The sequence below is a fragment of the Bifidobacterium avesanii genome (genome assembly GCF_009299475.1).
Taxonomy (GTDB): domain Bacteria; phylum Actinomycetota; class Actinomycetes; order Actinomycetales; family Bifidobacteriaceae; genus Bifidobacterium; species Bifidobacterium avesanii.
In genome coordinates, this window is the sequence record NZ_WBSN01000001.1 from 139,795 (window position 1) to 165,722 (window position 25,928).

The following is a 25,928-nucleotide window of genomic DNA, read 5'->3' on the forward strand; positions in this document are numbered from 1 at the left end:
ACGACGAAATCGGGAATTCCAAGCGCCAAACCCCCGTCGGGGCGTCGGTTTCGGCCCGTAAAACGCGAAGATCCCCCCGTCTCGCACCGCGAAGGGCGGCGGAAACGGGAGGATCGCATGATGCTCGGCTCGGGTAGGGCCGGGCGGAGCGGGCGCGTCACTCCGGGCGCTGGAACAGCTTGGGCTTCATGTCCGGGTGCTTCGGGTCGTGGCCGTGCTCGAGGTGCGACGTGCGCCAGTCCTCGGTCACGGCGTTGGAGCCGTGGTAGTGGTCCGGGTAAAGCGGCTCGGCGCCGCCCTGCGGGCGCTCGCGCTCCTGGGCGCGCTCCTGGGCCGGCACGTTGGACGGGTCCATGATGGCGATCGGCGCCTGGACGGGCGGCTTGGCGATGCCCATGGTGCGCCGCTGCATGCGCTCCGGCAGGCTCTCCGAGAGCTTGGAGAGCAGGTAGCTGAGGATGAAGTAGATCACGCCGGCGACCACGAGGGCCTGCAGCATGTTGAAGTACATGGAGCCGAGGCGGCGGGACTCCTGCAGCAGGTCGGTGTACATGATGATCGAGCCGAGGGCGGTGTCCTTGAGGACCACGACGAGCTGGGTGATCATGGCGGGCAGCATGGCGATGAGGGCCTGCGGCACCTCGACGCTCATGAGGGCGCGCACCGGGCCCATGCCCAGCGCCACGGCGGCCTCGTGCTGGCCCTTGGGCAGGTTGCCCACGCCGGAGCGCACAAGCTCGGCGACCACGGAGCCGTTGTAGAGGATCAGGCCCCACACGACGGCCCAGAAGGAGGCGTCGTCGCTCATGCCCATGAACGAGAAGCCTCGCCACAGGAAGATCATGAACAGCAGGACCGGCACGGCGCGGCAGAACTCGACGATCACGGAGGCCACGAGCTTGACGGGCCAGAAGTCGAGCAGTCGGCCGATGCCGAAGACCACGCCGAAGACGACGGCGCCGATGATGGCGAGCACGGACGCCTCGAGGGTCTTCCACAGGCCGGGCAGGTAGAAGTCGACCCACGCCTCGGAGTTGAGTGCCGGCTCCCACAGCTCCCAGCTCAGCTGGTTCTGGCCCTTGGGCGGGTTGGCGAGGCGGTAGAGCACCGCGGCGAGCAGGCCGAGGAGCAGGAGCGCGCCGATGATGTTGGCGACGAAGATCTTGCGGCGGCCCTTGGGACCGGGTTCGTCGAAGAGCACGGATGCGGATGTGCTGTTGGCCATGGTGTGCTCCTTTCTAACGGCGGACCGCGAGCTTGTTGGACAGGTAGGTGGTCAGCAGGCCGATCGGGATGATCATGATCACGTAGCCGAGCGCGAAGATGAGGAAGATCGTGACGATGAGGTTCGCGTTGTACTCGATCATGGTGCTCATGAGGCTCGAGGTCTCGGTGGCCACGGACGCGGCGGCCGCGACGGTGGAGTTCTTGAGCAGCGCGATCAGCGTGTTGCCCAGCGGGGCCACGGCGCCGCGGAAGGCCTGCGGCAGGATGATGATGGAGGCGGACTGGAAGAAGTTGAGTCCGAGCGAGCGGGCGGCCTCCGCCTGGCCGAGCGGCACGGTGTTGATGCCGCTTCGCAGCGACTCGCACACGAACGCGGACGTGTACACGGACAGGCCGGTGACGGCGAGCCAGAAGAAGTTCGTGTCGAAGTTGTCCGAGAACTGGAACTTGAGCTGGCCGAACACGCCCAGCACCATGAAGACCATGATGATGGTCAGCGGCATGTTCTTGAAGAACTCCACCCAGCCGGCGGCGAACCCGCGCAGCGAGGCGATGGGCGAGATTCGCATGGTGACCAGAATCACGCCCAGGATCAGGGAAAGCAAAGCGCTCCACAGGGTCAGTTCGATGTTGACCAGGAACGCGGCCAGAATGTCATACTGGCTGAACAGATCGGCGAATCCCGACATCGCACCTCATTTCTCTTGTATCGTGTTCAACGCGGTTCCGGGCGGGAAGGGGACTCGCCCTCCCCGCCCGGAACCGCGGATGGTTTTTATTGCATTGCCGACGGATTGGCGTCAGGACAGCTGGGACTCCAGCGTGTCCTTGGCGTTGAGCTTGGCGTCCGGGGTGTAGCCGGTGCCCTGCATGTTGGAGTCGATGGCCTTCTGCCAGGAGCCGTCCTCGATCATGTCCTTGATGGCGGCGTTCACCTTGCTCTTGAGCTCGGTGTCGCCCTTCTTGAGGCCCACGCCGTAGGGCTCCTCGGAGAAGGTCTTGCCCACGACCTTGAGCTGGCCGTTGCCCTTGGCGGCGGCGAGGCCGGCGAGGATGATGTCGTCGGTGGTCACGGCGTCGACGGTGCCGGAGATGAGGGCCGTCACGCACTCGGCGTAGCCGGTCTGCTCCATGAGCTGGACCTCGCTGGCGAACTTGTCCTTGACGTTCTGCGCGGAGGTGGAGCCGGTGACGGAGCACAGCTTCTTGCCGTTGAGGGAGTCCGGGCCGGTGATGGTGCCGGCGTCGGTGTTGCGGATCAGGAGGTCCTGGCCGGCGACGAAGTACGGGCCGGCGAAGTCGACGACCTCCTTGCGCTTGTCGTTGATGGTGTAGGTGGCGAAGATGAGGTCCACGTCGCCGTTCTGGATCAGCGTCTCGCGCTGCTTGGAGGGGGCTTCCTTCCACACGATCTGGTCCTCGGAGTAGCCGAGCTTCTTGGCCACGTACTTGGCCACGTCCACGTCGAAGCCGGTGTAGGTGTTGCCCTTCTTGAAGCCGAGGCCGGGCTGGTCGAACTTGATGCCGATGGTGATCTTCGGGCCGTCGGACTTGGAGGCGTCGTTGGAAGAACCGCAGGCTGCCATGGAACCGAGGCAAGCGACGGCGGCGACGGCGGCCAGCGCCTTCTTGAACATGTGCTTCATTTTGTTTCCTCTCTGTGTGCGGCTCGTGATTGCCGAACCGCTCTCGATACTAGGGACGCCATATTTCGTACGACATCCCGAGTTCACGTGAAATTTACGTGGCGGCCGCGCGGGCCCCCGGCGTTTCCCGATGGCCCGCTGCCGGCCCGGCGCGGGCTCAGTGCTCGAGGATCTTGCTCAGGAAGTCGCGGGCGCGCTCGGTCTTCGGATGCGAGAAGAACTCGTCAGGCGTGCCCTGCTCGAGGATCTCGCCGTCGGCCATGAAGACCACGCGGTCGGCCACCTGGCGGGCGAAGCCCATCTCGTGGGTGACCACGATCATGGTCATGTCCTCCTTGGCGAGGTCGACCATGACGTCGAGCACCTCGTTGATCATCTCCGGGTCCAGCGCGGAGGTCGGCTCGTCGAACAGCATGACCTTCGGGTGCATGGCGAGCGAGCGGGCGATGGCCACGCGCTGCTGCTGGCCGCCGGACAGCTGGGCCGGCAGCTTGTTGGCCTGGGAGTCCACGCCCACGCGGGCGAGCAGCTCCATGGCCTCCTTCTCGGCCTCGGCCTTGGGGATCTTGCGCACCTTGCGCGGCGCCAGGGTCACGTTGTCGAGGATGGTCTTGTGCGCGAACAGGTTGAAGGACTGGAAGACCATGCCCACCTCGGCGCGCAGCTTGGTGAGCTCCTTGCCCTCCTGCGGCAGCGGCTGGCCGTCGATGCGGATGTCGCCCGAGTCGATGGACTCGAGGCGGTTGATGGTGCGGCACAGCGTGGACTTGCCGGAGCCGGACGGGCCGATGATGACGAGCACCTCGCCCTTGCCGACCTTGAGATTGATGTCCTTGAGCACGTGCAGCTCGCCGAAGTGCTTCTCGACGTGGCTGAGCTCGACCAGCGGGTGATCGGCGGTCTCGGCTGCGGTCACGGCATCGGTGTTCTCGGTCATACTGACACCCCTTTTTCTTGCGGTCTCAAGCGCAGGCGTCCAGCCTTGCGCTAACGGAGGGTCAGGCTAACACGGATTTGTAACGGATTGGTATAGTCGCGGACGAGATCGCGGCCAAGAGTCCACAATGCGGACGGCATTTGGACGCCACGCGGCCGCTTGGGACGGTCACTTGAACATGCGCGAGCGGGTGAGGAACCACGTCACCACGGCGGACACGGCCAGCGAGATGAGGATCACCACGGCGAAGCCCCACGGCTTGTCGCTGAACGGCATGCCGAGCATGCCCTCCTGGAAGTTCATGCCGTACATGGAGAACACGAGCGTGGGGATGGACAACGTGATGGAGATGATGGTGAAGATGCGCATCACGTTGTTGAGGTTGTTGGACACGATCGAGGCGAACGCGTCGGTCATGTTCGCGAGAACGCCGCTGTAGATGTTCGCCATCTCGATGGCCTGCTTGTTCTCGGTGATGACGTCGGAGAGCAGGTCGGCGTCCTCCGGGTACTGCTTGATGCGCGCCAGCGTGCCCAGCTTCTCGAGCACGATTTCGTTCGACTTGAGGGACGTGGCGAAGTAGACCAAGGTCTTGCTCAGCTCGAGCAGCGAGAGGATCTCCCGGTTCTGCATGGAGTGGCGGAGCTTCAGTTCGAGCTTGTCGCTCTCGCGGTCGATGATGCGCAGGTAGCGCAGGTACATGGTGGCGTTGCGGTACAGGATCTGCAGGATGAACCGCGACTTCATGAACGTGTTGAACCCGCGGATCGTGCCCTCCATGAACGGGTGGAGCACCGGGGTGTCCTGCATGCACACGGTGATGATGAGCCCCTCGGTGACGATGATCGACAACGGGATGGTCTCGTACCAGTCGCGCCCGCCGCGCTCCTCCACGGTCGGGATGTCCACGATGACCATGGTGTAGCCGTCCTCGACGTCCACGCGCGAGCGTTCCTCATCATCCAGCGGGGCCCTGAGGTCGGCCAGGTCGATGCCGGTCTGGGAGGCGACGGTGGCGAGCTCCACGTCGGTCGGTTCGGACAGACACAGCCACGAACCGTTCTCGGGTTTGCCGATCTGCTCCACTTGGCCGTTGATGGTGCTGAAGATGCGCAACATGGTCTTTCACCCGCCTCCCGTTCGTTCCGTGCGCGGGGCCCGCCCCGCCGTTAACCTCGCTCTAGGATAGTCCCCCTCGGGACGCGTGCCGCGCCGAGGGGGACGAATTCAGCGGACGTTCACCTTTTCCCGTAGTCCACCCGCCACGTGCCGTCGGCGAGGTCCGCGGTGACGGCGGTGCCGTCCGCGAACTCGGTGCGCTGCACGTTCGGGTCGCCGTCCACGAACGCGAAGCCGGTCATCTCCTCCATGGCCACGCGTTCGTGCAGGCGGGCCACCTCGCGGCACCGCTCGATCGACTCCCTGAGCTCGGCGACCTTCGCGTCGTCGATGTCGCCGTCGAAGCCGGCGTAGGCGGCGTCGCGGATGAGGTAGGGCGCCCCGCCGTTGAGCAGCGCGTAGGGCATGTAGTCCTCGCCGCCCTCCACGCGGTCCATCATCCACGGTTCGATCACGCAGTCGTGGTAGACGAGGTTCTGCAGCGGCACGGGGACGCCGTCGCGGGGCTCGCCGGGCCTGCGCATCTGGAAGTCGTAGGGCGCGTAGTGGCAGAACACGAGGCTCGGCACGGCCCAGTCGGACACCTCCTCGGAGCTGGTGAGGATGCCCTGCGCGAGCAGCCAGTCGAAGCATTCGGCGCGCTTGGCGAGGCAGTCGCGGCGGGTCATGCGGTGGGCGGGGTTCGCGCATTCGTCGCCCTCGTTGCAGGTGAACACGTCGAGGTAGGTGCCGTCGAGCTCCACGCCGTTCGCCGCGATCTCGCGGTAGTTGCGCTTCACGTAGTCGGGCGCGAGCTCGGCGCACAGGTAGTTCTGCCGCCCGCCGGCCCACAGCGCGTGCTCGGGGAAGGAGCCGTCCGGCAGCATGACCGCGTTGGCGAGGTCGTGGCTGGCGGCGGTGTAGTAGTAGTCGCGGTACTGGTCGTGCAGGCCGAACCGGTAGCCGAGCCGGTGGGCGGTGTCCGCGAGCGCCTTCAGGCCCGCCCATCCCCCGGCCTCGGCGCAGGCGGGCGTGTAGTCGGGGTGCGCGTTGTCGTAGCCGGGCTGTCCCCAGCCGTCCAGGTGCATGTACAGCTTCTCCACACCGAAGCCGTGCAGCACCTCGAGCTCCTTGGCGCGCTGGGCGAACGTGGTGAGGCCGTGGTTGTTCTCCGGGTGCTCGGCGTCCCAGAAGCGGGAGTCGGGCTGGACGACGGTTTTGGCGCCCACGTGCACCCACATCGCGCCCGCGAGGTCGTTCACGGACGGGTTGGCGGCGGCCTTCTCCCTGAGGGTGCGCAGGTTGCCGTGCTCGGCCGCATAACGCCGGTACGCCTTGGCCGCGCCGGTGACGGTGGCCCAGTCGCCTTCGAGCACGCGCAGGCGCAGCACGCGGCGGTAGTCCATGCGCCCGAGGCTCGGCTCGAACCAGACGCCCGCGTGCGTGTAGGGGCCGCCGGCGGGGTGGTCGATCTCGTAGCCGGCGTTCCACGGGGTTTCGCAGATGGTCAGCAGCGCGTCCGCGCGTCCGTCCGTTTTCAGCGCTCCGCCGCGCAGCTGGGCGAGGAACGGCATGTATCCGCCTTCGGTGCCGAACCGGCCGTTGAACGGGATGGGGCCGGTCGCGTTCGGCCAGTCGTTGGGGATGAGCGTGCCCTGGCAGTGGGTGATGAGCGTGCCCCAGTCGGCGCGCGGCTCGTCGAACGCGAAGGGCACGGGCCAGCGGACGGCGGTTATGGGCGCGGGGTACGCCTCGCATTCGACGGTCGGAATCCATTCGGCGATCACGTCGCCGCCGCTCGCCTCGACCCACACGAACGCGTCGAAGGCGAGGCCGGGCAGTCCGGGGATGCGCGCGAAGTGCGAGACGATGCCCTCGCCGGTGCCGAAGGAGCGCGTTTCGTGGCTGATGCTTGCGGCTCGGGCGAATGGGATGCGCGTGTGCGCGTCGTCGTCGAGCTCGATGGTCGGTTCAACGCCGGCGGCGGTGCGCCAGACGTGTCCGCCGCGCTCCACGGTGAGCGCGAGGGTGGCGGGGTCGAGGCTGATGGTGGTGCCGCCGCAGGAGCGGGTGATCGGTTCGTCGATCGGTTCGTTGTGCATGCTCATGGGCGACACTGTAGCAATGCGGGGCGGCCCGCGCGGGCGTGACATGCGGTGCGACCGTGGCCGTTTCGTGACGTTGGCCGTGACACGGACCGGCCGGTCACGGTCACGGATTGCGCGGAACGTTGGAATCAAGCCGTTTCCGAGCCGTTCATTCCGCCGTGCCGCCGGCGTCGCCCGTGCGGCGTCACGGCCCAAGGCCGCAGGACGGACTGCGTCACGGCCAACGTCACGCCCCGCCGCGCGGAAAGCCGCAATCATCCGAAGGCGGACGCGCCCGGCACAATCACGGGCGGGTCAATGCGCGGACGGGGCGGCACGCAAACGGAGCCTCGGCGGGTACGGAACGGACGGTACGGAACTGGCCGCGCCGCGGAGGAGCCCAAACGCCCGGAGGACGGCCGGGGGAAAGGACCGATCCGGCCGCGGGGCGACTCCAAACCGCCCCATGCGCTTCGCCCGTTACAATGGCCGCATGCCGACTTTGGACACCATCACCGATCAGACCCGCGCGTTCATCGCCGCGCACCGGGACGAGGACGTGCGCGAGCTGGCGTTGCGGCCGGGGCGGACGGACGGCGTGGATCTGCCGTTCGCGCTCGACCAGATCGCGGGCCGGGCGAGGGCGCGCACCAAACTGCCCGAGTGGGCGGCGTGCGAGGGCATCGTGTACCCGCCGCATCTGGCCATGGAGCAGTGCTCGTCGCAGTTCACGGCGCGGTACAAGGCGCGGCTCGCGGAACGGCTGCTGGCCGCGCGCGGCGCGGACGCGGCGGGCGGGACGGGTGGCACGCTCGTCGACCTGACCGGCGGGTTCGGCGTGGACTTCTCGTACATGGCCCGCGCGTTCGGCCGGGCGGTCTACGTGGAGCGGCAGGACAACCTGTGCGAACTGGCCCGGCACAATATGGCGGCGCTGGGGCTGGAGCACGTGCGAATCGTGCACGGCGACGCGGTCGAATATCTGGACGGCCTGCCGGACGACGCCGCCTCGATGGTGTTCGCGGATCCGGCGCGACGCGACGAACACGGTTCGCGCACGTACGCGATCGCCGACTGCACGCCCGACGTGCTCGCCCTGAAGGACCGTCTGCTGGCCGTGGCCCCGGTGGCGATGGTCAAGCTCTCCCCCATGCTCGACTGGCGCAAGACGGTCGCCGACTTCTCCGGCGCGGTGTCCGAAGTGCACATCGTGTCCACCGGCAACGAGTGCAAGGAGCTGCTCGTCGTGCTGCGCCGGCGTCCCACGGACGCGGACGACGTGTGGGTCGTGTGTGTCAACGACGGGCAGCGGCTTGAGTACGCGCTCGGCGAGGAGAACGACGGGAAATCCGCGGCGGCGGAACCCGTTCCCGGCAGCCAGCCCGCCCCCAAGGGTACGGACGTACGTACGTATCTCTATGAACCGAATGCCTCCATCATGAAGGCCGGCTGCTTCGCGCTGCTGTCCCGCCTCTTCCCGGTCGCGCAGGTCGCCCCGAACAGCCACCTGTACGTCGGCGTCGGAGACGAAGGAGACGGCGGGCCGGCCGCGGACTTCCCCGGCCGCACGTTCGCCGTCGACGCGGTCACCACCATGAACAAGCGGGAGCTCAGGGCCGCGCTCGCCGGCATCGACCGGGCGAACGTGGCCGTGCGCAACTTCCCGCTCGCCGTCGCGCAGCTGCGCAAGAAGCTCAAGCTGCGCGACGGCGGCGACCGCTACCTGTTCGCCACCACGCGGGCGGACGGCGCGCACGTCATCTACGTGACGCGCAAGGCCCGCTGACCGCCGCCGCCCGCCGACCCGCCGGCGGCGAATCAACGACCGCGGCCTACAGCGCAGGCTGCTCGGGCGCGGGACGCTCGCTCAGCGCGGGCAGGTCCGCCACGCCGGCCGCGTAGAAACGGGTCAGGTCGGCGGTGAACTTCCTGAGGCTCTCCTCGCTGCTGTAGAGCATATGCCCGGCCGGGTAGTACGTGAACGCCACGTTGCCGCGCAGCGCCTCGGGCAGGCCGAGGTGGTCGATGTCGTACTCGGTCTGGAAGAACGGGGTGCACAGGTCGTACACGCCGTTGCCGATGAGCACCTTGAGGGTGTGCTGGTGCGCGATCGCGGCGGCGAGGTCCGGCACGACGTTCGGGAACGGGATCTTCGGACCCCACGAGCTCTTGGTCATGTCCGGCTGCGTGTGCCACCACGTCCAGCCCTTGCCCGGCTCGGTGGCGTCCCAGTCGAAGTCGGCGAACCCGCGGCGCTCCTCCTCGCCCCGCCAGCCGAGCTCGTCGCGCAGGTACGCGTTGGCGAGCGACGAGTAGGCCGGGTCGAGGAACGCGTCGTCCACCACGAACGTCTCCTCGTCGTTCATGCGGTCGAGGTCGTAGCCGGCCACGCGTCCGTCGTAGCGGCCCACGATCCTGTCCTCGTCGCGCAGCAGCTGCTTGCGGAAGCGCATGTCCACCACGCGCAGGTCGGAGTCGTAGACGTACTGCGCGTCCAGACCGGTCAGCTCGGCGTAGCGCTCGGCCACGCGGCGCTTGGCGGCCGGGTCGAGCGATGCGCCCATGGCGAGGGCGAGGCGCAGCGGGCCGTTGGCGAACGCGCGGGCGGCCTTGAGGTGCGCGTCCAGCTCCTCGTCGGACGCGGCGCGGCCGTGGTACTTGGCCACGGAGGCGAACGTCGGGAAGTAGCCGATGTAGTACTGGTCGCCCGTGTCGAGCGTGAACGAGTAGTCGAGGATGTTCGAGATGAGCGTCAGGCCGTTCAGGGCCACGCCGTCGGACTGGAGGCGGTACGCGAGCGCGGCGCCGCGCGTGGTGCCGTACGATTCGCCGAGCACGTACTTCGGGGAGTTCCAGCGGTGGTTGGCACTCAGCCAGCGGCGGATGAACGCGGAAAAGCCCCTCACGTCGCCGTCCACGCTCCACAGCTCGGCCTTGGCCTTCTCGGCGATCTGCGAGAAGCCGGCGCCGGCGGCATCGATGAACACGAGGTCGGAGACAGGCAGCAGCGTGTACGCGTTGTCCACGAGCGCGTAGGGCGCGGCGGGCACGGGCGCCGCGTCCGGCACGCTGATGCGCTTGGGGGCGAGCGAGCCCATGAGCAGGAAGGTGGTGGACGAGCCGGGGCCGCCGTTGAAGATGAACGTGACCGGACGCGTGCGGTCCGGGCCGTCGGTCGCGGGGTCCACGGCGGTGAAGGCCGCGTAGAAGATGCTGGCGGCGGGCTTGACCTTGCCCGCGTCGATGTCGAGCGTGCCGACGGTGGCGTCGTACGTCCATTCGCGCCCGTCGATGGTGATGCCGTGGCGCGTGGTGTGCCTCACGGGCTCGGGCAGCCCGTTGCGCTTGTCCTCGGGCTCCTTCGCGCCCTCCTTGGCGGCGCCCTGCTGGTCGGTCATGGTTGCGTTCCTTTCGTTGGTCAGTCGTTGTTCGGTGCGGATACGATTCCGCCCCTCCCCGCACGACTGGGCGACGGGAAGGGGCGGACGGAAAGCGGAGGATCAGTCCTTGGCGATGGTCTTGCCGGCGTTGGCGCCGGAGGCGAGGTCCTGGATCTCGGTGACCTCGAGCACGGGGATCACGGCGGGCTTCTTGGTGCCCTTCTCCTCGGCGACCTTCACCTGGGCGGCGTAGATGTCGTCGTCCACGTGCAGGACGACGTTGCCGCGGAAGCGGTAGCCCTTCTTCTCGGCGAGGTTCGCGAAGGCGATGACGAGCGGGGAGCCGTCCTTGAGGTTCTGGTAGGCCTGGCCGGCGGTGCGCTCGTGGTAGGCGATGTGGTTGTCGTCGAGCACGAACAGGCTCATCTTCGGGCCGAGGTCCAGCTCGCCGTCCTTGGACACGGTGGAGATCCAGCCGAGGTTGTTCTCAATGAATTCCTTGATCTCCGGGGTGATGGTTGCCATGCGTGGCTCCTTTCGAAAGCGGTGTTTGACCCGTGGTCGTTGTCTCACGGTCAAGCGTACCGAATCCGGGGCGCCGACGCACGGCGTTTCATTGTGGGCAACATCACGGTCCCGTCCGCCGGGTCCGTTTCCGCCGCGCCGCGCCGAACGTCCCGGTCGGACACGCCGCCGACTATCGTATGAGTGTCCGCAACGAGGCATTCAGCAACAAGGAGAAAGATCCCATGGCGGTCCGCAGTCGGTTCCAGCAGTTGCGCAGCAAGTGGTCGCGCACGTTCCCGCCGAATCTGGCGAGGCTCATGCTGCTCGCCTGCGCGGCCCTGTGGGGCGGCAGCTATCTGGTCGCCAAGTTCGCCATCGCCGCCATCCCGCCGCAGTGGCTCATGGGCATCCGCGTGCTCGGCGCCTGCACGGTCATGCTCGCGCTGTTCCACCGCAGCATCCTGCCGGCGCTCAAACCGGCGATCATCGTGCCGGCCCTCGTCTCCGGCGTGACGTACTGGGGCACCATGGTCACGCAGACCATCGGCCTTCAGACCATCGATCCGGGACGCAGCGCGTTCCTCACGGCCGCCTACTGCGTGCTCACGCCGTTCGCCTCGTGGCTCGTCACCAAGACCCGCCCCGGTGCGATCAACCTCGTGGCCGCCGTGATCTGCCTGACCGGCGTGGGCTTCGTGTCGCTCAGGAACGGCGGCTCGTTCGCGCTCGGCGTTGGCGACTGGCTGACCATCGCCACGGCCGTGGTCTTCGCGTTCAACCTCACGTTCCTGGGCGTGTACGCCAAGCGGTTCCACCCGATCGCCGTCACCTGGGTGCAGTTCTTCGTGGCCGGCGTCCTGTTCATTGCGGGCGCGCTCGTCACCGAGCCGGCGCCGAACGCCGCGTGGCTGGAGCCGAGTGTCGTCGTCGCGTTCCTCTATCTGTTCCTCGGCGCCACCATGACCGCGCAGATCATGCAGAACATCGGGCTCGCGCACGTGCCGCCCTCGCAGGCGTCGATCATCATGTGCACGGAGAGCCTGTTCGCCGTGTCCTTCTCCGTCCTGTTCTGGGGCGAGGCGATCACATGGAACTCGGTGGTCGGCTTCTCGCTCATCTTCGCCGCCGTGCTGCTGTCAATCATCAGGAAGCGCGGGGACTGACCGTCTTCCTTCGTTCTCTCCTATTTCATTTCCACGCCCTGAGCGCGTCCGCCAGCACCTTGGACGCGTCGAAGCGGTAGTGGCCCGTCACGGCCATGCGGTTCGGCGAATCCAGATAGTCGTTGTCCCGGTTGTCGTCCCCCATATTGTGCAGCAGATACGGGGTGCCGGTCGCACGGCTCGCCCTGTCGGAGACGACGGCGATGTGCCTGGTCGTCTCGAACACCACGATGTCGCCGGGCTGCCATTGGCCGCGGTCCGCCGGGTCGAGGCTCAATGACTGGCCGTATCGCTTGAAGAACACGTCGAGCACGCCGGTGCGGCGGAAGTCGATGTTCGGGTCCGCCTTGGGCGCAACCGCAGCGTACGCCTTCGGGTTCGCCGCCACGTCCGCGTCCACCATGGCCTTGAGGTCGTAGCCGGCCTCGCGGAACGCACGCCACACCAGATCGGTGCACGCGCCGCGGTCCGCCGGCGGATAGCCGCCCGCATAGTAGCCGTCGTCGTACGCGGGCACCGCCTCGGCGTCCTTGCGTGCGCCGGCGACGATCTCGGTCGTGTCGTCCACGCCGTCGCCGTTGTAGTCCGTCGCGCTTGGCGTGATCGACAGCGGATTCGTATCGCCCACGGCGTTGGCGCTGCCGCCCACGGCGTTGGCGGCGCTGCCCGCGACGCCGATTCCCGGGATGCCGCCCAGCAGGTCGCCCCACGGGTTCCACGCCCGGTACGCGGCCATGCCGCCCGCGGTCAGGACTCCGAGCGCCAGCACGACGACCAATGCGACCGCGATTGCCATCCTCGTCTTCGTCCGCGAACGCGGGACGAGCGCGCGTCCGGCTTCATCGCCGCCGTTCCCCTTTGCGCGTTTACGTATCATGGCCGATCCCCGTTCCGTCCAAAAGCAAGTCCTGTGGCCATCATCATAGGCGGCCCGGCGGCGTCTCTCCCCCATATGTGCCTTCCGGCACTGGATTCGCTCAATCCGAGCCTTGATTCCCGTGGATTGAGCGAATCCAGTATGTGAGCGGCGAAAACACGTCCCAGCGCACTGGATTCGCTCATTCCACGCGGTAAGCCATGCGGATTGAGCGGATCCAGTGTCGCAAGGGGACGCAGGCGGAAAGAGGAGCGGAAGCCGCATTCGGGCGAAGGCGAAATCGATGGCGAAATCGATGGGAAGGGCATTTCATCCGCCCGGGCCATGCCATCATTGCGCGGAATGTTCGACGACGACCTCGATCCGGACCGCATGGGGACAGGCCATGAACGACCTGCTACTTAAGAAAAGTGTACCCAAAATGCGCCCAGACAAGGTCGGCAAGGCGGCATGAGAAAAGCCGGAGACCACTGTTTCCAAGGTCTCCGGCTTCCGTATTGTTCGTGGAGCTAAGGGGATTCGAACCCCTGACCCTCTCCATGCCATGGAGATGCGCTACCAGCTGCGCCATAGCCCCGTGTGAAGTTATCGGACTCCGCAAGCCCCGCACGGCCTGCCGCAAGTCCGGCGGCGAAACCCTCGACATCCACCGATCGCAAAGGCTTCGCATCGTGGAGCTAAGGGGATTCGAACCCCTGACCCTCTCCATGCCATGGAGATGCGCTACCAGCTGCGCCATAGCCCCGTGCTCTTCAAGCAACTCGAATGAGTATACTCATCTTTGCCGAAGAAGCAAATCCTGCGTGTCGCACACGCTCCGTGCCCTATGCCCAGACGAAATTATCCCCTCCGGCTCCGAGCTCGAAGTGCAGCTTGGCCACGCCCAGACAAATCTCCGCCTGCACGCCGTCGAGCGCCTCGCCCCGCACGGTCCTTCCGTCCGCGAGCAGCGTGAAGCGCACCGGCTGCTTGCCCAGCGCGCTCGGCGCGAGCTGCACGGCCTCAAGGCCCTTGACGAACCATTCGGGGGCGCCGTCCAGCGAACCGGAGGCGGAACCGTCGGCGTTCTCCACCGCGCCGAGATCCTCGACGGGCTTGCTGCGGTGCGGACGGCCCGGGCGGTTGCCGTGGCCGATGGCGATCACGGCGGGCATGCGTTCCCCGTCCGCGATGCTCCATGCACCGCTGTGCTCGGTGGACTCGTGGAGCACCGCCCAGCCGGTGTCGAGGCCGAGGGCGACGGCCTCGAGGGCCAGCCGCTCGCCGCAGTAGCCGGCGCGCTCGTCCAATGCGGCCGGATCGCCGTGCTCGGGGCCGACGAGCGCGATGCAGTAGCGCACGCCCTTGAAGCGGCCGTAGTGCGTGGGGCATTCGCCGAACGCGTCACCGTCGTCATGCACCAGCTGGATGTTGAGATCGTGTCGCTCGTTGAGCTCGGCGATCAACGCGCGCAGGGAGTCCAGCACGGCCCCGTCGATCGGGCGGTCGCTGTAATCGCGCACGGCATGGCGCTCGGACATGGCTTCGATGATGTTCATGCGTTCTCCTTCCGTCCCCACCATAGCGGCGGCGAACGACCGCCGCCCAGGCGTCAGTTCTCCGACGTGGTGACTTCGCTCTCCTCGTCGGAGGCCGAGTTGTTGGATCCCGAATTGGACGAGTTCTTGTTGCTTGATGAACCCGAATTCGACGATGAGCCCGACGTGCCGGAGCCCGACGTGCCCGACGAGCCCGAGCCCGTGGTTCCGGAAGTGGAGCCGGATGTGGAGGCACCGGAATTGGACGACGAGCCCGACGTGCCGGAGCCCGACGAGCCCGAGCCCGTGGTCCCCGAATTCGAACCGGACGTGGAGGAACCGGAATTCGAGGACGAGCCCGACGAGCCGGAATTTGAACTGGACGACGAGTCGCCGTTGCCCGTGGAGTCGGACGTCGTGCCGCTTCCGGACGTGCCGGAGCCGGTCGTGGCGTCGCCGGTGCTGGTGGGCGAGGCGCTGGACGTCGGTTCGGACGTGGACTCACCGCCCATCGCGCCCTCCGTCTTCTCCGACGTGGATTCCTTCGATTCGCTGGCGGAGGCGGACGCCGACGCGCTCGCGGTGGGCTTGGCCGTGACGGACGTGGTGGCGGTGGGGCGGACGATGTCGCGCACCACGGAGTCGGTGCCCCTGCCGTTCGTCACGAGCATGATCACCGCGGAGGACGCGGCCACGGCGAGCAGGGCGCTCGCGATGGTGATCACGATGGCGGCGCGCTTGCGACGCGCGGCGGTGCGGCTGGCGTTGAGCACGCTTTCGGCGCGGCGTCGCTGCTGCGGCGTGACGGTCGGCGGCAGCGACGTGGACGCCTCGATGACGCGGGGCGAACCGGCCACGCGTCCGCGCCGGGCGGAGCTGCCGGATTCGTTCCCTCCCCCGGTCTCCCCCGCCTCGCCGACGATCACGCGGCCGGCGTCGGCATCCTCCGATGTCGGCTTCCCGCCGATTCCGGCGACGTCGTCGGAATCGGCGCTGCCGGCAGCCACGGCATCCGCGGCGGCCACGGCGGCCGAATCGCCGGCGCCGGATTCGCCCGCCGCCTTGTTGTCTTTGCCGTCCTTGGCGCTCTCGCCGGACGTGGCGTCATCCGCGCTTTCGGCGTCGGCCGATCCGCCGCCGACGCCCACGGTCCGCTGGATCTTCTTGGTGGAGTCGCGCAGCACGTTCTGGTAGATCTGCGAGGAAATGGCGGTGACGATGGAGCTGACCGCCACGCCGATCACCGAACCGGCCAGGCCGATTTGGGCGGACAGCAAAAACGATGTGACGGCGGCCAATGCGCCGGCCACGATGGGGACCCACGAAATGTTCCGGAAGAAACCTTTCAACCAACGACCTCCTCCGCGTCCGGCGTGGCCGGGCGTGCGGAACCTCGAATACAACAGTTATGCAATCAGGCAACATAGCACGTCCGGCCGCGGAAACGCTGGGGATTACGCCCCGGGCCCGCCAACGGGGGCCGTCATTTTCAGAATCCTCACATACGGCTTACAGCATGGGGTGCGCGGGCCGCATGGCGCGGTTCACAGCGCGGGATTGTCCCACTGCTCGGTGTCCGCGGCGGCCGGACCGTGATTGTAGTCCACGAGCCGCCAGCGCTCGGTGCCGTCGGCCACGTTGGTCAGGGACAGCCTCGCCCAGTGCGCGTTGCGCATGGAGACGACGCCGCAGTAGTTCGGATTGTCGCTCGCCTCGCCGAGCAGCGTGTAGACGACCTGCGAGATCCACGCGCCGTGCGAGAACACGAACAGCGTGGTGTCGCTTCCCGCGCGGTACGCCCAGTCGTTGAGGGCCGCGACGCCGCGCGCGCCCACGTCGTGACGGCGTTCGGCACCGTGGTTGAGCTCGCCGCCCTCCCAGTTGGCGTAGGAGCGGTAGTCCTCGGGATAGCGTTCGCGCAGGTCGGTCACGGCCACGCCCTCCCAGTCGCCGAAGCTGCGTTCGCGCACGCGCTCGTCCGGATGCACCTCGAGGCCGAGCGGATCGGCGAAGGCGTGCGCGGTGGCCGCGGCGCGGGACAGGTCGGAGCATACGACGAGCTGCTTGGTGCCGGGCCTGCGGTCCACGTACAGGGACTTGAGCGCGGCGGCGGTCTGCCTCACCTGCCACATGCCGGTTTCGTCGAGCGGGATGTCCACCTGGCCCTGGAAACGGCCGGCAAGGTTGTACGCGGTGCGGCCGTGCCGCACGAGGATCACCGAGCCGACGTGGTCGGGGTGGCGGTGCTCCGTGTCGCCGTACAGGTCCGTTATCGATGCCATGCGTCCGCCTTTCGTCTTCGCTGCGCGCGGGGTCCGATCCGCCGCGCGGTCAGGCCGCCTGCTCCTGCGGCAGGTCCAGCCCGATGGACGGGCAGTCCTTCCACAGGCGTTCGAGGCCGTAGAATTCCCGCGTTTCATCATGCATCACGTGGATGACGAAATCGCCGTAGTCGAGCAGCACCCACTGCGCCTCGGTGAGGCCCTCGCGCGTCTTGGCGTCGAGGTGGGCCTGCTCGTGCAGCTGGCGTTCGATCTCCTCGGCCACGGCGAGCACCTGGCGCTCGTTGGAGGCGGAGGCGATGAGGAACGCGTCGGTGATGCCGAGGGCCTGCGACACGTCGAAGGCGACGATGTCGGTGGCCTTCATCTTGTCCGCGGCGCGCGCGGCGATGCGGACGGCGTCGATGGAGCTTTGCAGTGCGGTCATGCGATCAGCGCTCCCAGGCGGGCTTCCAGCCCTCGACGACGTGCTGGGTGTTCTCGGAGTAGACCATGGCGTCGTCCGGCACGGCGTGGCGCACCACGCTGCCGGCGCCGGTCGTCACGCCGTCGCCCACCTCGACGGGGGCCACGAACAGGTTGCCCGCGCCCACGTGCACGTTGGAGCCGATTTCGGTGTGGTTCTTGTGCACGCCGTCGTAGTTGGCGGTGATGGTGCCGCCGCCGATGTTGGTGTGCGAGCCGAGGTGCGCGTCGCCGATGTAGCTCAGGTGCGGCACCTTGGTGCCCTCGTCGATGTGCGCCTTCTTCATCTCCACGAACGCGCCGGCCTTGGTGTCCGGACCGAGGTCGTTGCCCTGGCGCATGTAGGTCCACGGGCCGATGTTCGCGCGGGCGCCGATGTGGCTTTCCTGCACGCGGGAGCGCTCCACGTGCGCGCCTTCGTCCACGGTCGCGTCGATGAGCGTGGTGTACGGGCCGACCACGGCCTCGGGGGCGACGACGGTGCGTCCCTGCAGGAAGGAGCCGGGCAGCACGGTCACGTCGCGGCCGAGCCGCACGTCGTCGTCGATCCACGTGGTGTCCGGGTCGAGGATGGTGACGCCCTCGCGCATCCAGCGCTCGCAGATGCGGCGGTTGTGCGCCTTGGCGAGCGCGGCGAGCTGCACGCGGTCGTTGACGCCCTCCACGCTCAGGGAGTCGGGCGCGGCGAAGGCGCCCACGCGCAGGCCCAGCCCGCGGGCGGTTTCGAGCGCGTCGGTGAGGTAGAACTCGCCCTGCGCGTTGTTGGCGTCGAGCCCGGCGATGGCACGCTCGAGCACGTCGGCCTCGAACACGTACACGGAGGTGTTCACCTCGCGCACGGCCAGTTCGCTTTCGTTGGCGTCGCGCTGTTCGACGATGCGCAGCACCGAGCCGTCCTGGTCGCGGATGATGCGCCCGTAGCCGGTGGGGTCGTCGAGGCGGGTGGTGAGCACGGTGGCGCCGTTGCGGTTCGACTCGTGGAATTCGACGAGGGAGCGCAGCGTGCCGGCGTCGAGCAGCGGCATGTCGCTGGCGGCGATGAGCACAGGGCCGTGGAGCCCGTCCTTCGCGGCGGCGGTGAGCTGCGCCATCGCGCACTGCACGGCGCGGCCGGTGCCGGGGATCTCGTCCTGCTCGACGATCATCGCGTCCGGATCGTAGGACCGCGCCGCCTCGGCCACGCGCTCGCCCTGATAGCGCACGACGACGGCGAGCGTGCCCGCGTCCAGCGCGGCGACGGAGTCCATCACCCGGTTCAGGAAGGTCTTGCCGGCGAAGGTGTGCAGCACCTTCGGCGTGGCGGAACGCATGCGGGTCCCTTCGCCCGCGGCGAGGATGATGGCGGCTGAAAGCTCCATGGAATGAAGGTCCTTTCGATGGTGTCGGATACGGAAATCGGGCCGCCCGCCTCGAACGCTCGAAGCGAAACGGCCCGATTCCCGGCGAGTTCCCCCACCTGGACTCGAACCAAGACAAAGGGTTCCAAAGACCCGTGTGCTGCCATTACACCATGGGGGAAAGCGGCGGGTGAAACCCGCCAAGTGTTTATTATGCCATACGCGTGGACCGCCCGTGACACGCGCCGGCCGCGGGGCCGGAACGGGCCGCCCGGCGGCGGTCGGGCGCGCGGACGGCGTCAGGCGAACAGGAAGCCCTGCCCGTGGTGCTCCGGGTAGGTGTCGAACAGCTCGGCCACGGAACCGTCGTCGAACACGGCGCGGATGGCGCTGGCCAGCAGCGGGGCGATGGACAGGACGGTGAGGCCCTCCCAGCGCTTCTCGTCCGGGATCGGCACGGTGTCGGTGACGACGACCTCGCGCGCGCCGCAGCCCTTGAGCCGCTCGATGGCGGGGCCGGAGAACACGCCGTGCGTGGCGACCACGGTCACCGAGTTGGCGCCGGCGTCCTTGAGGACGTTGCAGGCGCCGGCGATCGTGCCGGCGGTGTCGATGAGGTCGTCCACGAGCACGCAGTCCTTGCCCTTGACGTCGCCCACGACGCGGTTGGCGACGGCCTGGTTCGGGCGCGTGATGTCGCGGGTCTTGTGCACGAAGGCGAGCGGGCCGCCGCCGAGGCGCTGCGCCCACTGCTCGGCCACGCGGATGCGGCCGGCGTCCGGGGAGACGACGGCGACGTTGTCCAGCTGGCCGCGGAAGCGGTCGCGGATGTAGTCGACGAGCACCGGCATGGCGATGAGGTGGTCCACCGGACCGTCGAAGAAGCCCTGGGACTGCGCGGCGTGCAGGTCCACGCTCATGATGCGGTCGGCGCCGGCGGTGGCGAGCAGGTCGAAGACCAGACGGCAGGAGATGGGTTCGCGGCCGCGGTGCTTCTTGTCCTGGCGGGAGTAGCCCAGCAGCGGGCAGACGGCGGTGATGGAGCGGGCCGACGCGCGCTTGAGGGCGTCGATCATGATGATCTGCTCCATGATGGCCTTGTTGACCGGGTTGGAATGCGTCTGGAGCACGAACACGTCCGCGCCGCGCACCGATTCGGTGTAGCGCACGTACATCTCGCCGTTGGCGAAATCGTAGGCCGTGGTCTCCAGCACTTCGATGCCGAGCTGCTCGGCCACGTCCGTTGCCAGCTTGGGATGGGCCCTGCCGGTCACCAGAATCAGGTTTTTATCGGGCTTTCCTTCAAGGATTGCGCTCACCATGGTCTCCAAACGTCGACGTCGCGTAGTTGTTGACTTTCCACAGTGTAACGATCGCCGCAGACCGGCGGCGACGGGACGGTGTCGGCGAGGTGTCCGCCCGGTGAACGGTCCGGCGTCCCCGTCCGCCGCCTACCGCCGGTACAGGCCGTGCTTGCCGATGTACTGCACCACGCCGTCGGGCACGAGGTACCACACCGGCTCCCCCGCCTGGCTGCGGCGGCGCACGTCCGTCGAGGAGATGGCCAGCGCGGGGATCTCGAGCAGGTCCACCTTGCCCGCCGGCAGCGCGTCGATGTTGAGGCCCTTGATGCTCGAGGAGTACCCGGGGCGCGTGACGGCCACGAAGTGCGCCAGGTCCCACATGCGGTCGGCGTCCTTCCAGCGCACGATCTCCGCCACGGCGTCCGCGCCGGTGATGAAGAACAGCTCGGCGTCGGGCCGCAGGGCCCGGATGTCGCGCAGCGTGTCGATGGTGTAGGTCACGCCCGGACGGTCGATGTCCACGCGCGAGACGGTGAACTTCGGGTTCGACGCGGTGGCGATGACCGTCATGAGATAGCGGTCCTCCGCGTTGGTGACGTGCTTGTCGAGCTTGAAGACCGGGCGGCCGGTGGGCACGAAGATCACCTCGTCGAGGTCGTACACCCACGCGACCTCCGAGGCCGCCACCAAGTGCCCGTTGTGGATCGGGTCGAACGTGCCGCCCATGATGCCGATGCGGGGCACGGCGTGGCGGTTGCCGCGCGCGGAGGTGCGCTCCCCCGCCCGAGCCCCGGAGAGGGCCGACAGGTCGGACATGCGGCGCACGGCGTTCGCCGCGTTGTCGATGGTTGCGGAGGTTTCGGCGTTGTCGGCGCTCATGCGGCCCGCTCCCGGTCGGCGGCCTGCTGGGCCTCGGAGTCCTCGGCGCGGGTCTCGCGCTCCATCTGCTCGGCGGTCGGGTCGCCGTCGCCCGGATCGATCCGGTTCATCTCCTCGTCCCACTCGTCCTGCACCACGCGGCGGATCTCCGCGAACGTGGGCAGCGGGAAGTCGGGCTGGAACAGGCGGCGCACCTCGGCCACGCGCTCGGTGATGCGGATGAGCGTGTCCGTCATGCCGTCGATGTCGCCCTCGCGCTCCATGGTGCGGAACTTGCCGATGTACTGCTCCATCATCTGCATCTGCTCGCGCACCACCTTGAGCTGCGGCGCATCGAGCGTGGCCACCTCGGGCGCGTGCTCGTCGGGCCAGCGGATGAGCACGGCGTCCGCGTATTCGAGCGAGGCGCGCTGCTCCGCGGTGGCGATGCCGTCCTCGATCTGCACCAGAAACACGTAGCGGACCATGCTCAGCCGCTCGGAGGCGACCTTGAAGCCGAGCTTCTGGTCGGTCACATCCACGTCCAGCACCTTCATCACGTCGTCGTTCATGCGCGCACCTGCCCCGTTCCGTATCCGATCCACTTGGTCGTCGTCAGCTCCTCGAGCCCCATGGGCCCGCGGGCGTGCATCTTCTGCGTGGAGATGCCGAGCTCCGCCCCGAGTCCGAACATGCCGCCGTCGGTGAAGCGCGTGGACGCGTTGACCATGACCACGGCCGAGTCGATGCGGCGCGTGAAGCGCTCGATGGCCGAATAGTCCTCGGCGAGGATGGCTTCGGTGTGCCCGGTCGAATGCGCGTTGATGTGCGCGATCGCCTCGTCGAGCGAGCCGACGACCTTGACGCCCATCCTGAGGGCCAGATATTCGGTGTCCCAGTCCTCCTCGACGGCGTGCTCGAGGTCCAGCGGCTCGATGCCGGCGGCGTCGATGATGTCGAACGCCTCGCGGTCGGCCCTCAGCTCCACGTCCTTCTCGGCGAGCGCGGCGGCGGCCATGGGGAGGAATTCGGCGGCCACGTCACGGTGGACGAGGAGTTTTTCGGCGGCGTTGCACACGCCGACGCGCTGGGTCTTGGCGTTGAGGATGACGGGGATGGCCTTGGCGAGGTCGGCGGAGCGGTCCACGTAGATGTGCACGTTGCCGGCGCCGGTTTCGATGACGGGCACCTTGGAGTTGCGCACGACGGCTTGGATGAGGCCGGCTCCGCCGCGGGGCACGAGCAGGTCGATGTGGCCGCGGGCCTCCATCATGGCGGTGGCGCCGTCGCGGCCGTATGGGTCGACGGTGGCGACGAGGTCGGGGCTGAAGCCGTGGTCGGCGAGGACGGCGGCGATGACCTTGAGCGTGGCGGCGTTGGTGCGTTCGGCGGCGTGGCCTCCCCTGAGGATGGCGGCGTTGCCGGATTTGAGGCACAGGGCGGCCACGTCCACGGTCACGTTGGGGCGGGCCTCGTAGATCATGCCGACCACGCCGATGGGCACGCGCACCTGGTTGAGCCGCATGCCGTTGGGCAGGTTGCGGCCGCGGACCATTTCGCCGACGGGGTCGGGCAGGGCGGCCACGTCGCGCACGCCCTTCGCGGTGGCGGCGATGCGCTCCACGCCGAATTTGAGGCGGTCGAGCTTGCCCTGGTCCATGCCGGAGCCGAAGGCCTCGGCCATGTCGAGGTCGTTGGCGGCGGCGATGTCGCCCGCGTGGGCGTCGAGCGCGTCGGCGATGGCGTCGAGCAGTTCGTTCTTGGCTTCGCTGTTGGCTTGGGCGAGCGCGGTCTGCGCTTCGGCGGCGCGGTCGGCGATCGCGTTGACCTCGCGCTGGACGCGCTGGTCGGGCGCGTCCGCGGGCGCGGCTGTGGTGGCCATGTCGGTTTCCCCTTCCTGTGCGTTTCCTGTGCGTTGGGGCCGGAAAGGCTATGGGGCTTGATGATAGTCGCACCCCTGCCTTGCGGTTCGCCGCCGGCTTCGGCCGGCGCCGGGGCAAACCGTTGGCAACACGGTTCGCGTCCGGGCCTCACGGGGTATGGTGGTGGGCTGGCAATGTAGCATCCGGTCATGGCGGCCGGGGTGGAGAAAGGGATTGTGGCCATGTCGCAGTCGTCGCAGGGTCAGCCGTCGGTGAACGCGCTGACGCCGGGTCAGGTTGAGGAGGCCGTGGACGCGGCCGCGGAGAAGAAGGTGGCGACGCCGCTGCCGCGTTTGCTGGTGTCGGCGATGTTCGCGGGCGCGTTCATCGGGTTCGGCGCGCTGTTCTTCATTGTGGTGACGTCGGATTCGTCGCTGTCGTTCGCGGCGGGCAAGCTGCTGGGCGGCCTGGCGTTCTGCCTGGGCCTGGTGCTGGTGCTGTGCTGCGGCTCGGAGCTGTTCACGGGCAATTCGCTCATGGTCTCCGGCGCGATGGAGCACCGGATCGGCTGGGGCGCGATGCTCAAGAACTGGGCGATCGTATGGGTCGGCAACCTCCTGGGCGCGGCCGTGGCGGTGGTGCTGGTGAGCGCGGCGGGCATTCTGGACTTGAACGGCGGCGCGGCCGGCACGACGGCGATCGCGGTGGCCGCGGCGAAGATCTCGCCCGACTGGTTCACGCTGTTCTTCCGCGGCATCCTGTGCAACATCTTCGTGTGCCTGGCGGTGCGCATCGGCTTCGCGGCGCGTTCCGTGGCGGACAAGGTGCTGGGCATCCTGCTGCCGATCAGCGCGTTCGTGGCGTGCGGGTTCGAGCACTGCGTGGCGAACATGTTCTTCCTTCCCGTCGGTCTGGTCGCGAAGCTGTCCGGCTACGCGCTGCCCGGCTCCGGCGCGGATCCGTCCGTGGTGAACGTGGGCGGCGTCCTGTACAACCTGTCCGCGGCCACGCTGGGCAACATCGTGGGCGGCGCGATCTTCGTCGGCCTCGCCTACTGGTTCGTGCAGGGGCATCACAAGGACTGACCGTCACAGGGGCTGATCGCCACCGGGACTGACCGTAACGAGGGCCGTCGGCTCCGGCGTTTCATCCGTTCCGCCCGTTCCTCCCGTCCTCGTGCGACGCAAGGCGCGGTTTCCCGTTTCGGGGGCCGCGCCTTTCCATGACCTTGACCTTTTTCCATGGCCTTTTCACACATTTCGTCGCCGCCCCACGCCACGGGATTTCCAGATGACGGCCGCGTCGGCCCCCGGCCCGCGCGGCCCATGCGGACCGGGGTTCGATTCCCCGCAACCCCGTCCGGCCCGCCCGTCTCCGCCCAAGGCGCCGGGGACGACGGCCCATCGGCTGCCTCGCCGTCGCCCGATTCCGCGATCGCACAGCGCGAGGATTGGGCATATGCCGGACGCGACGGCCCGTTCGTAGCGCGCGTTCGTTACACTGATTGGTACTCATCAGTCCCTGAACCACCAGCAAAGGACGCATCCGTGACCACCTTCCACAGCACGCGCAGCACCACCGATTCGCTCACCGCCAAGCAGGCGATCCGCAAGGGCATCGCCGACGACGGGGGCCTGTTCGTCTCCGACTCGCTGGGCGAGACCCGCGTGGACCTCGCGAACATCGCCGCGAAGAGCTATCAGGAGATCGCGCTCGACGTGCTCGGCGCGCTGCTGCCCGACTACACGGCCGACGAGCTGAAGGCGTGCATCGCCGAGGCGTACGGCGACCAGTGGGCGGACCCGGAGATCACGCCGCTGAAGCCGCTGGGCGACGACTTCGTGCTCGAGCTGTTCAACGGCCCGACCTCCGCGTTCAAGGACGTGGCCCTGCAGATCCTGCCGCGCTTCATGGCCCGCGCCACGCCGGCGGGCGGGGACCCGGACGAGAAGATCATGATCCTCACGGCCACCTCCGGCGACACCGGCAAGGCCGCGCTGGCGGGCTTCGCGGACGCGCCGGGCACCGGCATCACCGTGTTCTACCCGGAGGGCAAGGTCAGCGAGGTGCAGGAGCTGCAGATGACCACGCAGACCGGCTCCAACGTGAAGGTCGCCGCCGTCAGGGGCAACTTCGACGACGCCCAGTCCGCCGTCAAGCGCATCTTCGGCGACCGCGAGCTCGCCGACAGGCTGGCCGCGGACTCGCACGTGGTCCTCTCCTCCGCCAACTCGATCAACGTGGGCCGCCTCGTCCCGCAGGTCGTCTACTACTTCTCCGCGTACGCGCAGCTGCTGCGCCAGCAGGTCATCAACACCGGCGACGAGGTCGAGTTCGTGGTCCCGACCGGCAACTTCGGCGACGTGCTCGCCGGCTACTACGCCAAGCTCCTCGGCCTGCCGGTCAAGCACCTCGTGGTCGCCTCCGACAAGAACAACGTGCTGTTCGACTTCCTGCGCACCGGCTCGTACAACCGCAACCGCCCGTTCTTCCAGACGATCAGCCCGTCGATGGACATCCTCGTCTCCTCGAACCTCGAGCGCATGCTCTACTACTTCTCCGAGGGCGACACGCGCCTGATCGCCATGCTCATGAACGACCTCAAGAACTACGGCTGCTACGAGATCCCCGAGGACCTGCTCGCCAAGATCCGCCGCGTGTTCGGCTGCGGCTGGGCCGACGAGGACCAGGTGCGCGGGGCCATCGCCGACTGCTGGCGCGAGAACCGCTACGTGATCGACCCGCACACCGCGTGCGGCTACTTCGTCATGCGCCAGATGCCGGCCGACCCGCTCACCCCGCGCGTGCTGCTGTCCACCGCGAGCCCGTACAAGTTCCCGCGCGTGGTCAACGAGGCGCTCGGCTTCGACGCCACCGGCACGGACTTCGCGTGCATGGACGCGCTCGCCGAGGCGACCGGCACCAAGGCCCCGGCGGCCCTGCGCGGGCTGGAGACCGCCGACTTGCGCTTCGGGGACGTCATCGCCATCGACGGCATGGAGTCCTTCGTCGCGGACGCGGCCGCCGCGCTCTGACCGACGGCTTCCGATCGGCGTCTTCCGTCCGTCCTCGTTCGCATCGCCGGGTATTTTTTACGTCATTTGCCGATTGCCGGTGGCGTAAAAATACCCGGCGATGTTATTTGCGCCACCGGGGCACGCCGAGCGTCCGTCATAGTATCGGACCGATATTTTTTGCGCCGTTTGTACTCCGGTCTGCGGTGTGAAAAATATCCAACGATATTATTTGCGCCGCTGGGGAACGGCGAATGGCGGTTTCCGTATCGGGTGGATATTATTTACGCCGCTCAGCCGTCCCACGCGTCCGCTTCCGTATCGCACGGATATTTTTTGCGCCATCCGGAGGCGCTGAGCGTCCGTT

Annotated in this window: 22 protein-coding genes and 3 tRNA genes; 4 read left to right on the top strand and 21 right to left on the bottom strand. The window is 67.9% G+C overall.

What is annotated here, in order from left to right:
* Positions 1-157 precede the first annotated feature (157 nt).
* The 6 genes from DSM100685_RS00675 to DSM100685_RS00700 form a co-directional block, all read right to left on the bottom strand.
* Entirely contained in the window at positions 158-1,225 is a 1,068-nt protein-coding gene (locus DSM100685_RS00675; RefSeq protein WP_152349450.1) for an amino acid ABC transporter permease, read from the bottom strand.
* 13 nt (positions 1,226-1,238) lie between these two features.
* Positions 1,239-1,916 (bottom strand): amino acid ABC transporter permease, encoded by a 678-nt coding sequence (locus DSM100685_RS00680; RefSeq protein WP_152349451.1) that lies wholly within the window; start codon positions 1,914-1,916, stop codon positions 1,239-1,241.
* Positions 1,917-2,027: 111 nt separating this feature from the next.
* Positions 2,028-2,873 carry a glutamate ABC transporter substrate-binding protein gene (locus DSM100685_RS00685; RefSeq protein WP_152349452.1) on the bottom strand — a complete coding sequence of 282 codons (846 nt, stop codon included), beginning with the start codon at positions 2,871-2,873 and terminating at the stop codon, positions 2,028-2,030.
* A gap of 157 nt (positions 2,874-3,030) precedes the next feature.
* The gene (locus tag DSM100685_RS00690) at positions 3,031-3,810 is read right to left on the bottom strand and encodes an amino acid ABC transporter ATP-binding protein (protein WP_152349453.1); all 780 of its coding nucleotides are present in this window, start codon (positions 3,808-3,810) and stop codon (positions 3,031-3,033) included.
* A 168-nt stretch (positions 3,811-3,978) separates the two neighbouring features.
* Positions 3,979-4,929 (bottom strand): magnesium transporter CorA family protein, encoded by a 951-nt coding sequence (locus tag DSM100685_RS00695; RefSeq protein WP_152349454.1) that lies wholly within the window; start codon positions 4,927-4,929, stop codon positions 3,979-3,981.
* 119 nt (positions 4,930-5,048) lie between these two features.
* Positions 5,049-7,016: a DUF5696 domain-containing protein gene (locus DSM100685_RS00700; protein ID WP_239512575.1), complete on the bottom strand. Its 1,968-nt coding sequence runs from the start codon at positions 7,014-7,016 to the stop codon at positions 5,049-5,051.
* Between the two features lie 472 nt (positions 7,017-7,488).
* Here DSM100685_RS00700 and DSM100685_RS00705 point away from each other — a divergent pair, with 472 nt between their 5' ends.
* Positions 7,489-8,781 carry a class I SAM-dependent methyltransferase gene (locus tag DSM100685_RS00705; RefSeq protein WP_152349455.1) on the top strand — a complete coding sequence of 431 codons (1,293 nt, stop codon included), beginning with the start codon at positions 7,489-7,491 and terminating at the stop codon, positions 8,779-8,781.
* A 46-nt stretch (positions 8,782-8,827) separates the two neighbouring features.
* On the opposite strand, the gene DSM100685_RS00710 is transcribed toward DSM100685_RS00705, so the two are convergent.
* Positions 8,828-10,393, bottom strand: coding sequence for a S10 family peptidase (locus tag DSM100685_RS00710; protein ID WP_152349456.1), 1,566 nt, complete (start codon positions 10,391-10,393; stop codon positions 8,828-8,830).
* Between the two features lie 102 nt (positions 10,394-10,495).
* Complete coding sequence (locus tag DSM100685_RS00715; protein ID WP_152349457.1) at positions 10,496-10,900, bottom strand: pyridoxamine 5'-phosphate oxidase family protein; 405 nt, start codon at positions 10,898-10,900, stop codon at positions 10,496-10,498.
* A gap of 224 nt (positions 10,901-11,124) precedes the next feature.
* Here DSM100685_RS00715 and DSM100685_RS00720 point away from each other — a divergent pair, with 224 nt between their 5' ends.
* On the top strand, positions 11,125-12,045 hold the full coding sequence (locus DSM100685_RS00720) for a DMT family transporter (protein ID WP_152349458.1): 921 nt from the start codon (positions 11,125-11,127) through the stop codon (positions 12,043-12,045).
* A gap of 25 nt (positions 12,046-12,070) precedes the next feature.
* Here the strand turns inward: DSM100685_RS00720 and DSM100685_RS00725 are convergent, their stop codons facing one another.
* The 13 genes from DSM100685_RS00725 to DSM100685_RS00785 form a co-directional block, all read right to left on the bottom strand.
* Positions 12,071-12,841 (bottom strand): DUF1287 domain-containing protein, encoded by a 771-nt coding sequence (locus DSM100685_RS00725; RefSeq protein WP_239512576.1) that lies wholly within the window; start codon positions 12,839-12,841, stop codon positions 12,071-12,073.
* Positions 12,842-13,426: 585 nt separating this feature from the next.
* Positions 13,427-13,499, bottom strand: a tRNA-Ala gene (locus DSM100685_RS00730).
* 95 nt (positions 13,500-13,594) lie between these two features.
* Positions 13,595-13,667: transfer RNA gene (locus DSM100685_RS00735), tRNA-Ala, on the bottom strand.
* 79 nt (positions 13,668-13,746) lie between these two features.
* On the bottom strand, positions 13,747-14,460 hold the full coding sequence (locus DSM100685_RS00740; RefSeq protein ID WP_152349459.1) for a nitroreductase family protein: 714 nt from the start codon (positions 14,458-14,460) through the stop codon (positions 13,747-13,749).
* A gap of 53 nt (positions 14,461-14,513) precedes the next feature.
* Entirely contained in the window at positions 14,514-15,749 is a 1,236-nt protein-coding gene (locus DSM100685_RS00745; RefSeq protein WP_152349460.1) for a hypothetical protein, read from the bottom strand.
* 234 nt (positions 15,750-15,983) lie between these two features.
* Positions 15,984-16,721, bottom strand: a complete 738-nt coding sequence (locus tag DSM100685_RS00750) for a histidine phosphatase family protein (RefSeq protein ID WP_152349461.1) — start codon at positions 16,719-16,721, stop codon at positions 15,984-15,986.
* 49 nt (positions 16,722-16,770) lie between these two features.
* Positions 16,771-17,148 (bottom strand): ribosome silencing factor, encoded by a 378-nt coding sequence (gene rsfS / locus DSM100685_RS00755; RefSeq protein ID WP_152349462.1) that lies wholly within the window; start codon positions 17,146-17,148, stop codon positions 16,771-16,773.
* A 4-nt stretch (positions 17,149-17,152) separates the two neighbouring features.
* A complete protein-coding gene (glmU, locus tag DSM100685_RS00760) occupies positions 17,153-18,544 on the bottom strand; it encodes a bifunctional UDP-N-acetylglucosamine diphosphorylase/glucosamine-1-phosphate N-acetyltransferase GlmU (RefSeq protein WP_152349463.1) in 1,392 nt (463 codons plus the stop codon).
* 89 nt (positions 18,545-18,633) lie between these two features.
* A tRNA-Gln gene (locus DSM100685_RS00765) sits at positions 18,634-18,704 on the bottom strand.
* A 118-nt stretch (positions 18,705-18,822) separates the two neighbouring features.
* On the bottom strand, positions 18,823-19,845 hold the full coding sequence (locus DSM100685_RS00770) for a ribose-phosphate diphosphokinase (protein WP_152349464.1): 1,023 nt from the start codon (positions 19,843-19,845) through the stop codon (positions 18,823-18,825).
* Between the two features lie 129 nt (positions 19,846-19,974).
* Positions 19,975-20,706: a nicotinate-nucleotide adenylyltransferase gene (gene nadD / locus DSM100685_RS00775; RefSeq protein ID WP_152349465.1), complete on the bottom strand. Its 732-nt coding sequence runs from the start codon at positions 20,704-20,706 to the stop codon at positions 19,975-19,977.
* Positions 20,703-21,257, bottom strand: a complete 555-nt coding sequence (locus DSM100685_RS00780; RefSeq protein ID WP_152349466.1) for a phosphoribosylglycinamide synthetase — start codon at positions 21,255-21,257, stop codon at positions 20,703-20,705. Before DSM100685_RS00780 ends, nadD begins: the two co-directional genes overlap by 4 nt.
* On the bottom strand, positions 21,254-22,567 hold the full coding sequence (locus DSM100685_RS00785) for a glutamate-5-semialdehyde dehydrogenase (protein ID WP_152349467.1): 1,314 nt from the start codon (positions 22,565-22,567) through the stop codon (positions 21,254-21,256). The genes DSM100685_RS00780 and DSM100685_RS00785 overlap by 4 nt, the downstream gene beginning before the upstream one ends.
* A gap of 189 nt (positions 22,568-22,756) precedes the next feature.
* Between DSM100685_RS00785 and DSM100685_RS00790 the strand changes: the two genes are divergently transcribed.
* Together DSM100685_RS00790 and thrC are read left to right on the top strand one after the other, a co-directional pair.
* A complete protein-coding gene (locus DSM100685_RS00790; RefSeq protein ID WP_204314178.1) occupies positions 22,757-23,632 on the top strand; it encodes a formate/nitrite transporter family protein in 876 nt (291 codons plus the stop codon).
* Positions 23,633-24,094: 462 nt separating this feature from the next.
* The gene (gene thrC, locus DSM100685_RS00795; RefSeq protein ID WP_152349468.1) at positions 24,095-25,582 is read left to right on the top strand and encodes a threonine synthase; all 1,488 of its coding nucleotides are present in this window, start codon (positions 24,095-24,097) and stop codon (positions 25,580-25,582) included.
* Positions 25,583-25,928: the final 346 nt, after the last annotated feature.

Bases quoted from the DNA above. Each gene is read 5' to 3' on its own strand.
- DSM100685_RS00675 (WP_152349450.1), bottom strand. From the start codon at position 1,225: ATGGCCAACAGCACATCCGCATCCGTGCTCTTCGACGAACCCGGTCCC.
- DSM100685_RS00680 (WP_152349451.1), bottom strand. From the start codon at position 1,916: ATGTCGGGATTCGCCGATCTGTTCAGCCAGTATGACATTCTGGCCGCG.
- DSM100685_RS00685 (WP_152349452.1), bottom strand. From the start codon at position 2,873: ATGAAGCACATGTTCAAGAAGGCGCTGGCCGCCGTCGCCGCCGTCGCT.
- DSM100685_RS00690 (WP_152349453.1), bottom strand. From the start codon at position 3,810: ATGACCGAGAACACCGATGCCGTGACCGCAGCCGAGACCGCCGATCAC.
- DSM100685_RS00695 (WP_152349454.1), bottom strand. From the start codon at position 4,929: ATGTTGCGCATCTTCAGCACCATCAACGGCCAAGTGGAGCAGATCGGC.
- DSM100685_RS00700 (WP_239512575.1), bottom strand. From the start codon at position 7,016: ATGAGCATGCACAACGAACCGATCGACGAACCGATCACCCGCTCCTGC.
- DSM100685_RS00705 (WP_152349455.1), top strand. From the start codon at position 7,489: ATGCCGACTTTGGACACCATCACCGATCAGACCCGCGCGTTCATCGCC.
- DSM100685_RS00710 (WP_152349456.1), bottom strand. From the start codon at position 10,393: ATGACCGACCAGCAGGGCGCCGCCAAGGAGGGCGCGAAGGAGCCCGAG.
- DSM100685_RS00715 (WP_152349457.1), bottom strand. From the start codon at position 10,900: ATGGCAACCATCACCCCGGAGATCAAGGAATTCATTGAGAACAACCTC.
- DSM100685_RS00720 (WP_152349458.1), top strand. From the start codon at position 11,125: ATGGCGGTCCGCAGTCGGTTCCAGCAGTTGCGCAGCAAGTGGTCGCGC.
- DSM100685_RS00725 (WP_239512576.1), bottom strand. From the start codon at position 12,841: ATGGCAATCGCGGTCGCATTGGTCGTCGTGCTGGCGCTCGGAGTCCTG.
- DSM100685_RS00740 (WP_152349459.1), bottom strand. From the start codon at position 14,460: ATGAACATCATCGAAGCCATGTCCGAGCGCCATGCCGTGCGCGATTAC.
- DSM100685_RS00750 (WP_152349461.1), bottom strand. From the start codon at position 16,721: ATGGCATCGATAACGGACCTGTACGGCGACACGGAGCACCGCCACCCC.
- rsfS (WP_152349462.1), bottom strand. From the start codon at position 17,148: ATGACCGCACTGCAAAGCTCCATCGACGCCGTCCGCATCGCCGCGCGC.
- glmU (WP_152349463.1), bottom strand. From the start codon at position 18,544: ATGGAGCTTTCAGCCGCCATCATCCTCGCCGCGGGCGAAGGGACCCGC.
- DSM100685_RS00770 (WP_152349464.1), bottom strand. From the start codon at position 19,845: ATGGTGAGCGCAATCCTTGAAGGAAAGCCCGATAAAAACCTGATTCTG.
- nadD (WP_152349465.1), bottom strand. From the start codon at position 20,706: ATGAGCGCCGACAACGCCGAAACCTCCGCAACCATCGACAACGCGGCG.
- DSM100685_RS00780 (WP_152349466.1), bottom strand. From the start codon at position 21,257: ATGAACGACGACGTGATGAAGGTGCTGGACGTGGATGTGACCGACCAG.
- DSM100685_RS00785 (WP_152349467.1), bottom strand. From the start codon at position 22,567: ATGGCCACCACAGCCGCGCCCGCGGACGCGCCCGACCAGCGCGTCCAG.
- DSM100685_RS00790 (WP_204314178.1), top strand. From the start codon at position 22,757: ATGGCGGCCGGGGTGGAGAAAGGGATTGTGGCCATGTCGCAGTCGTCG.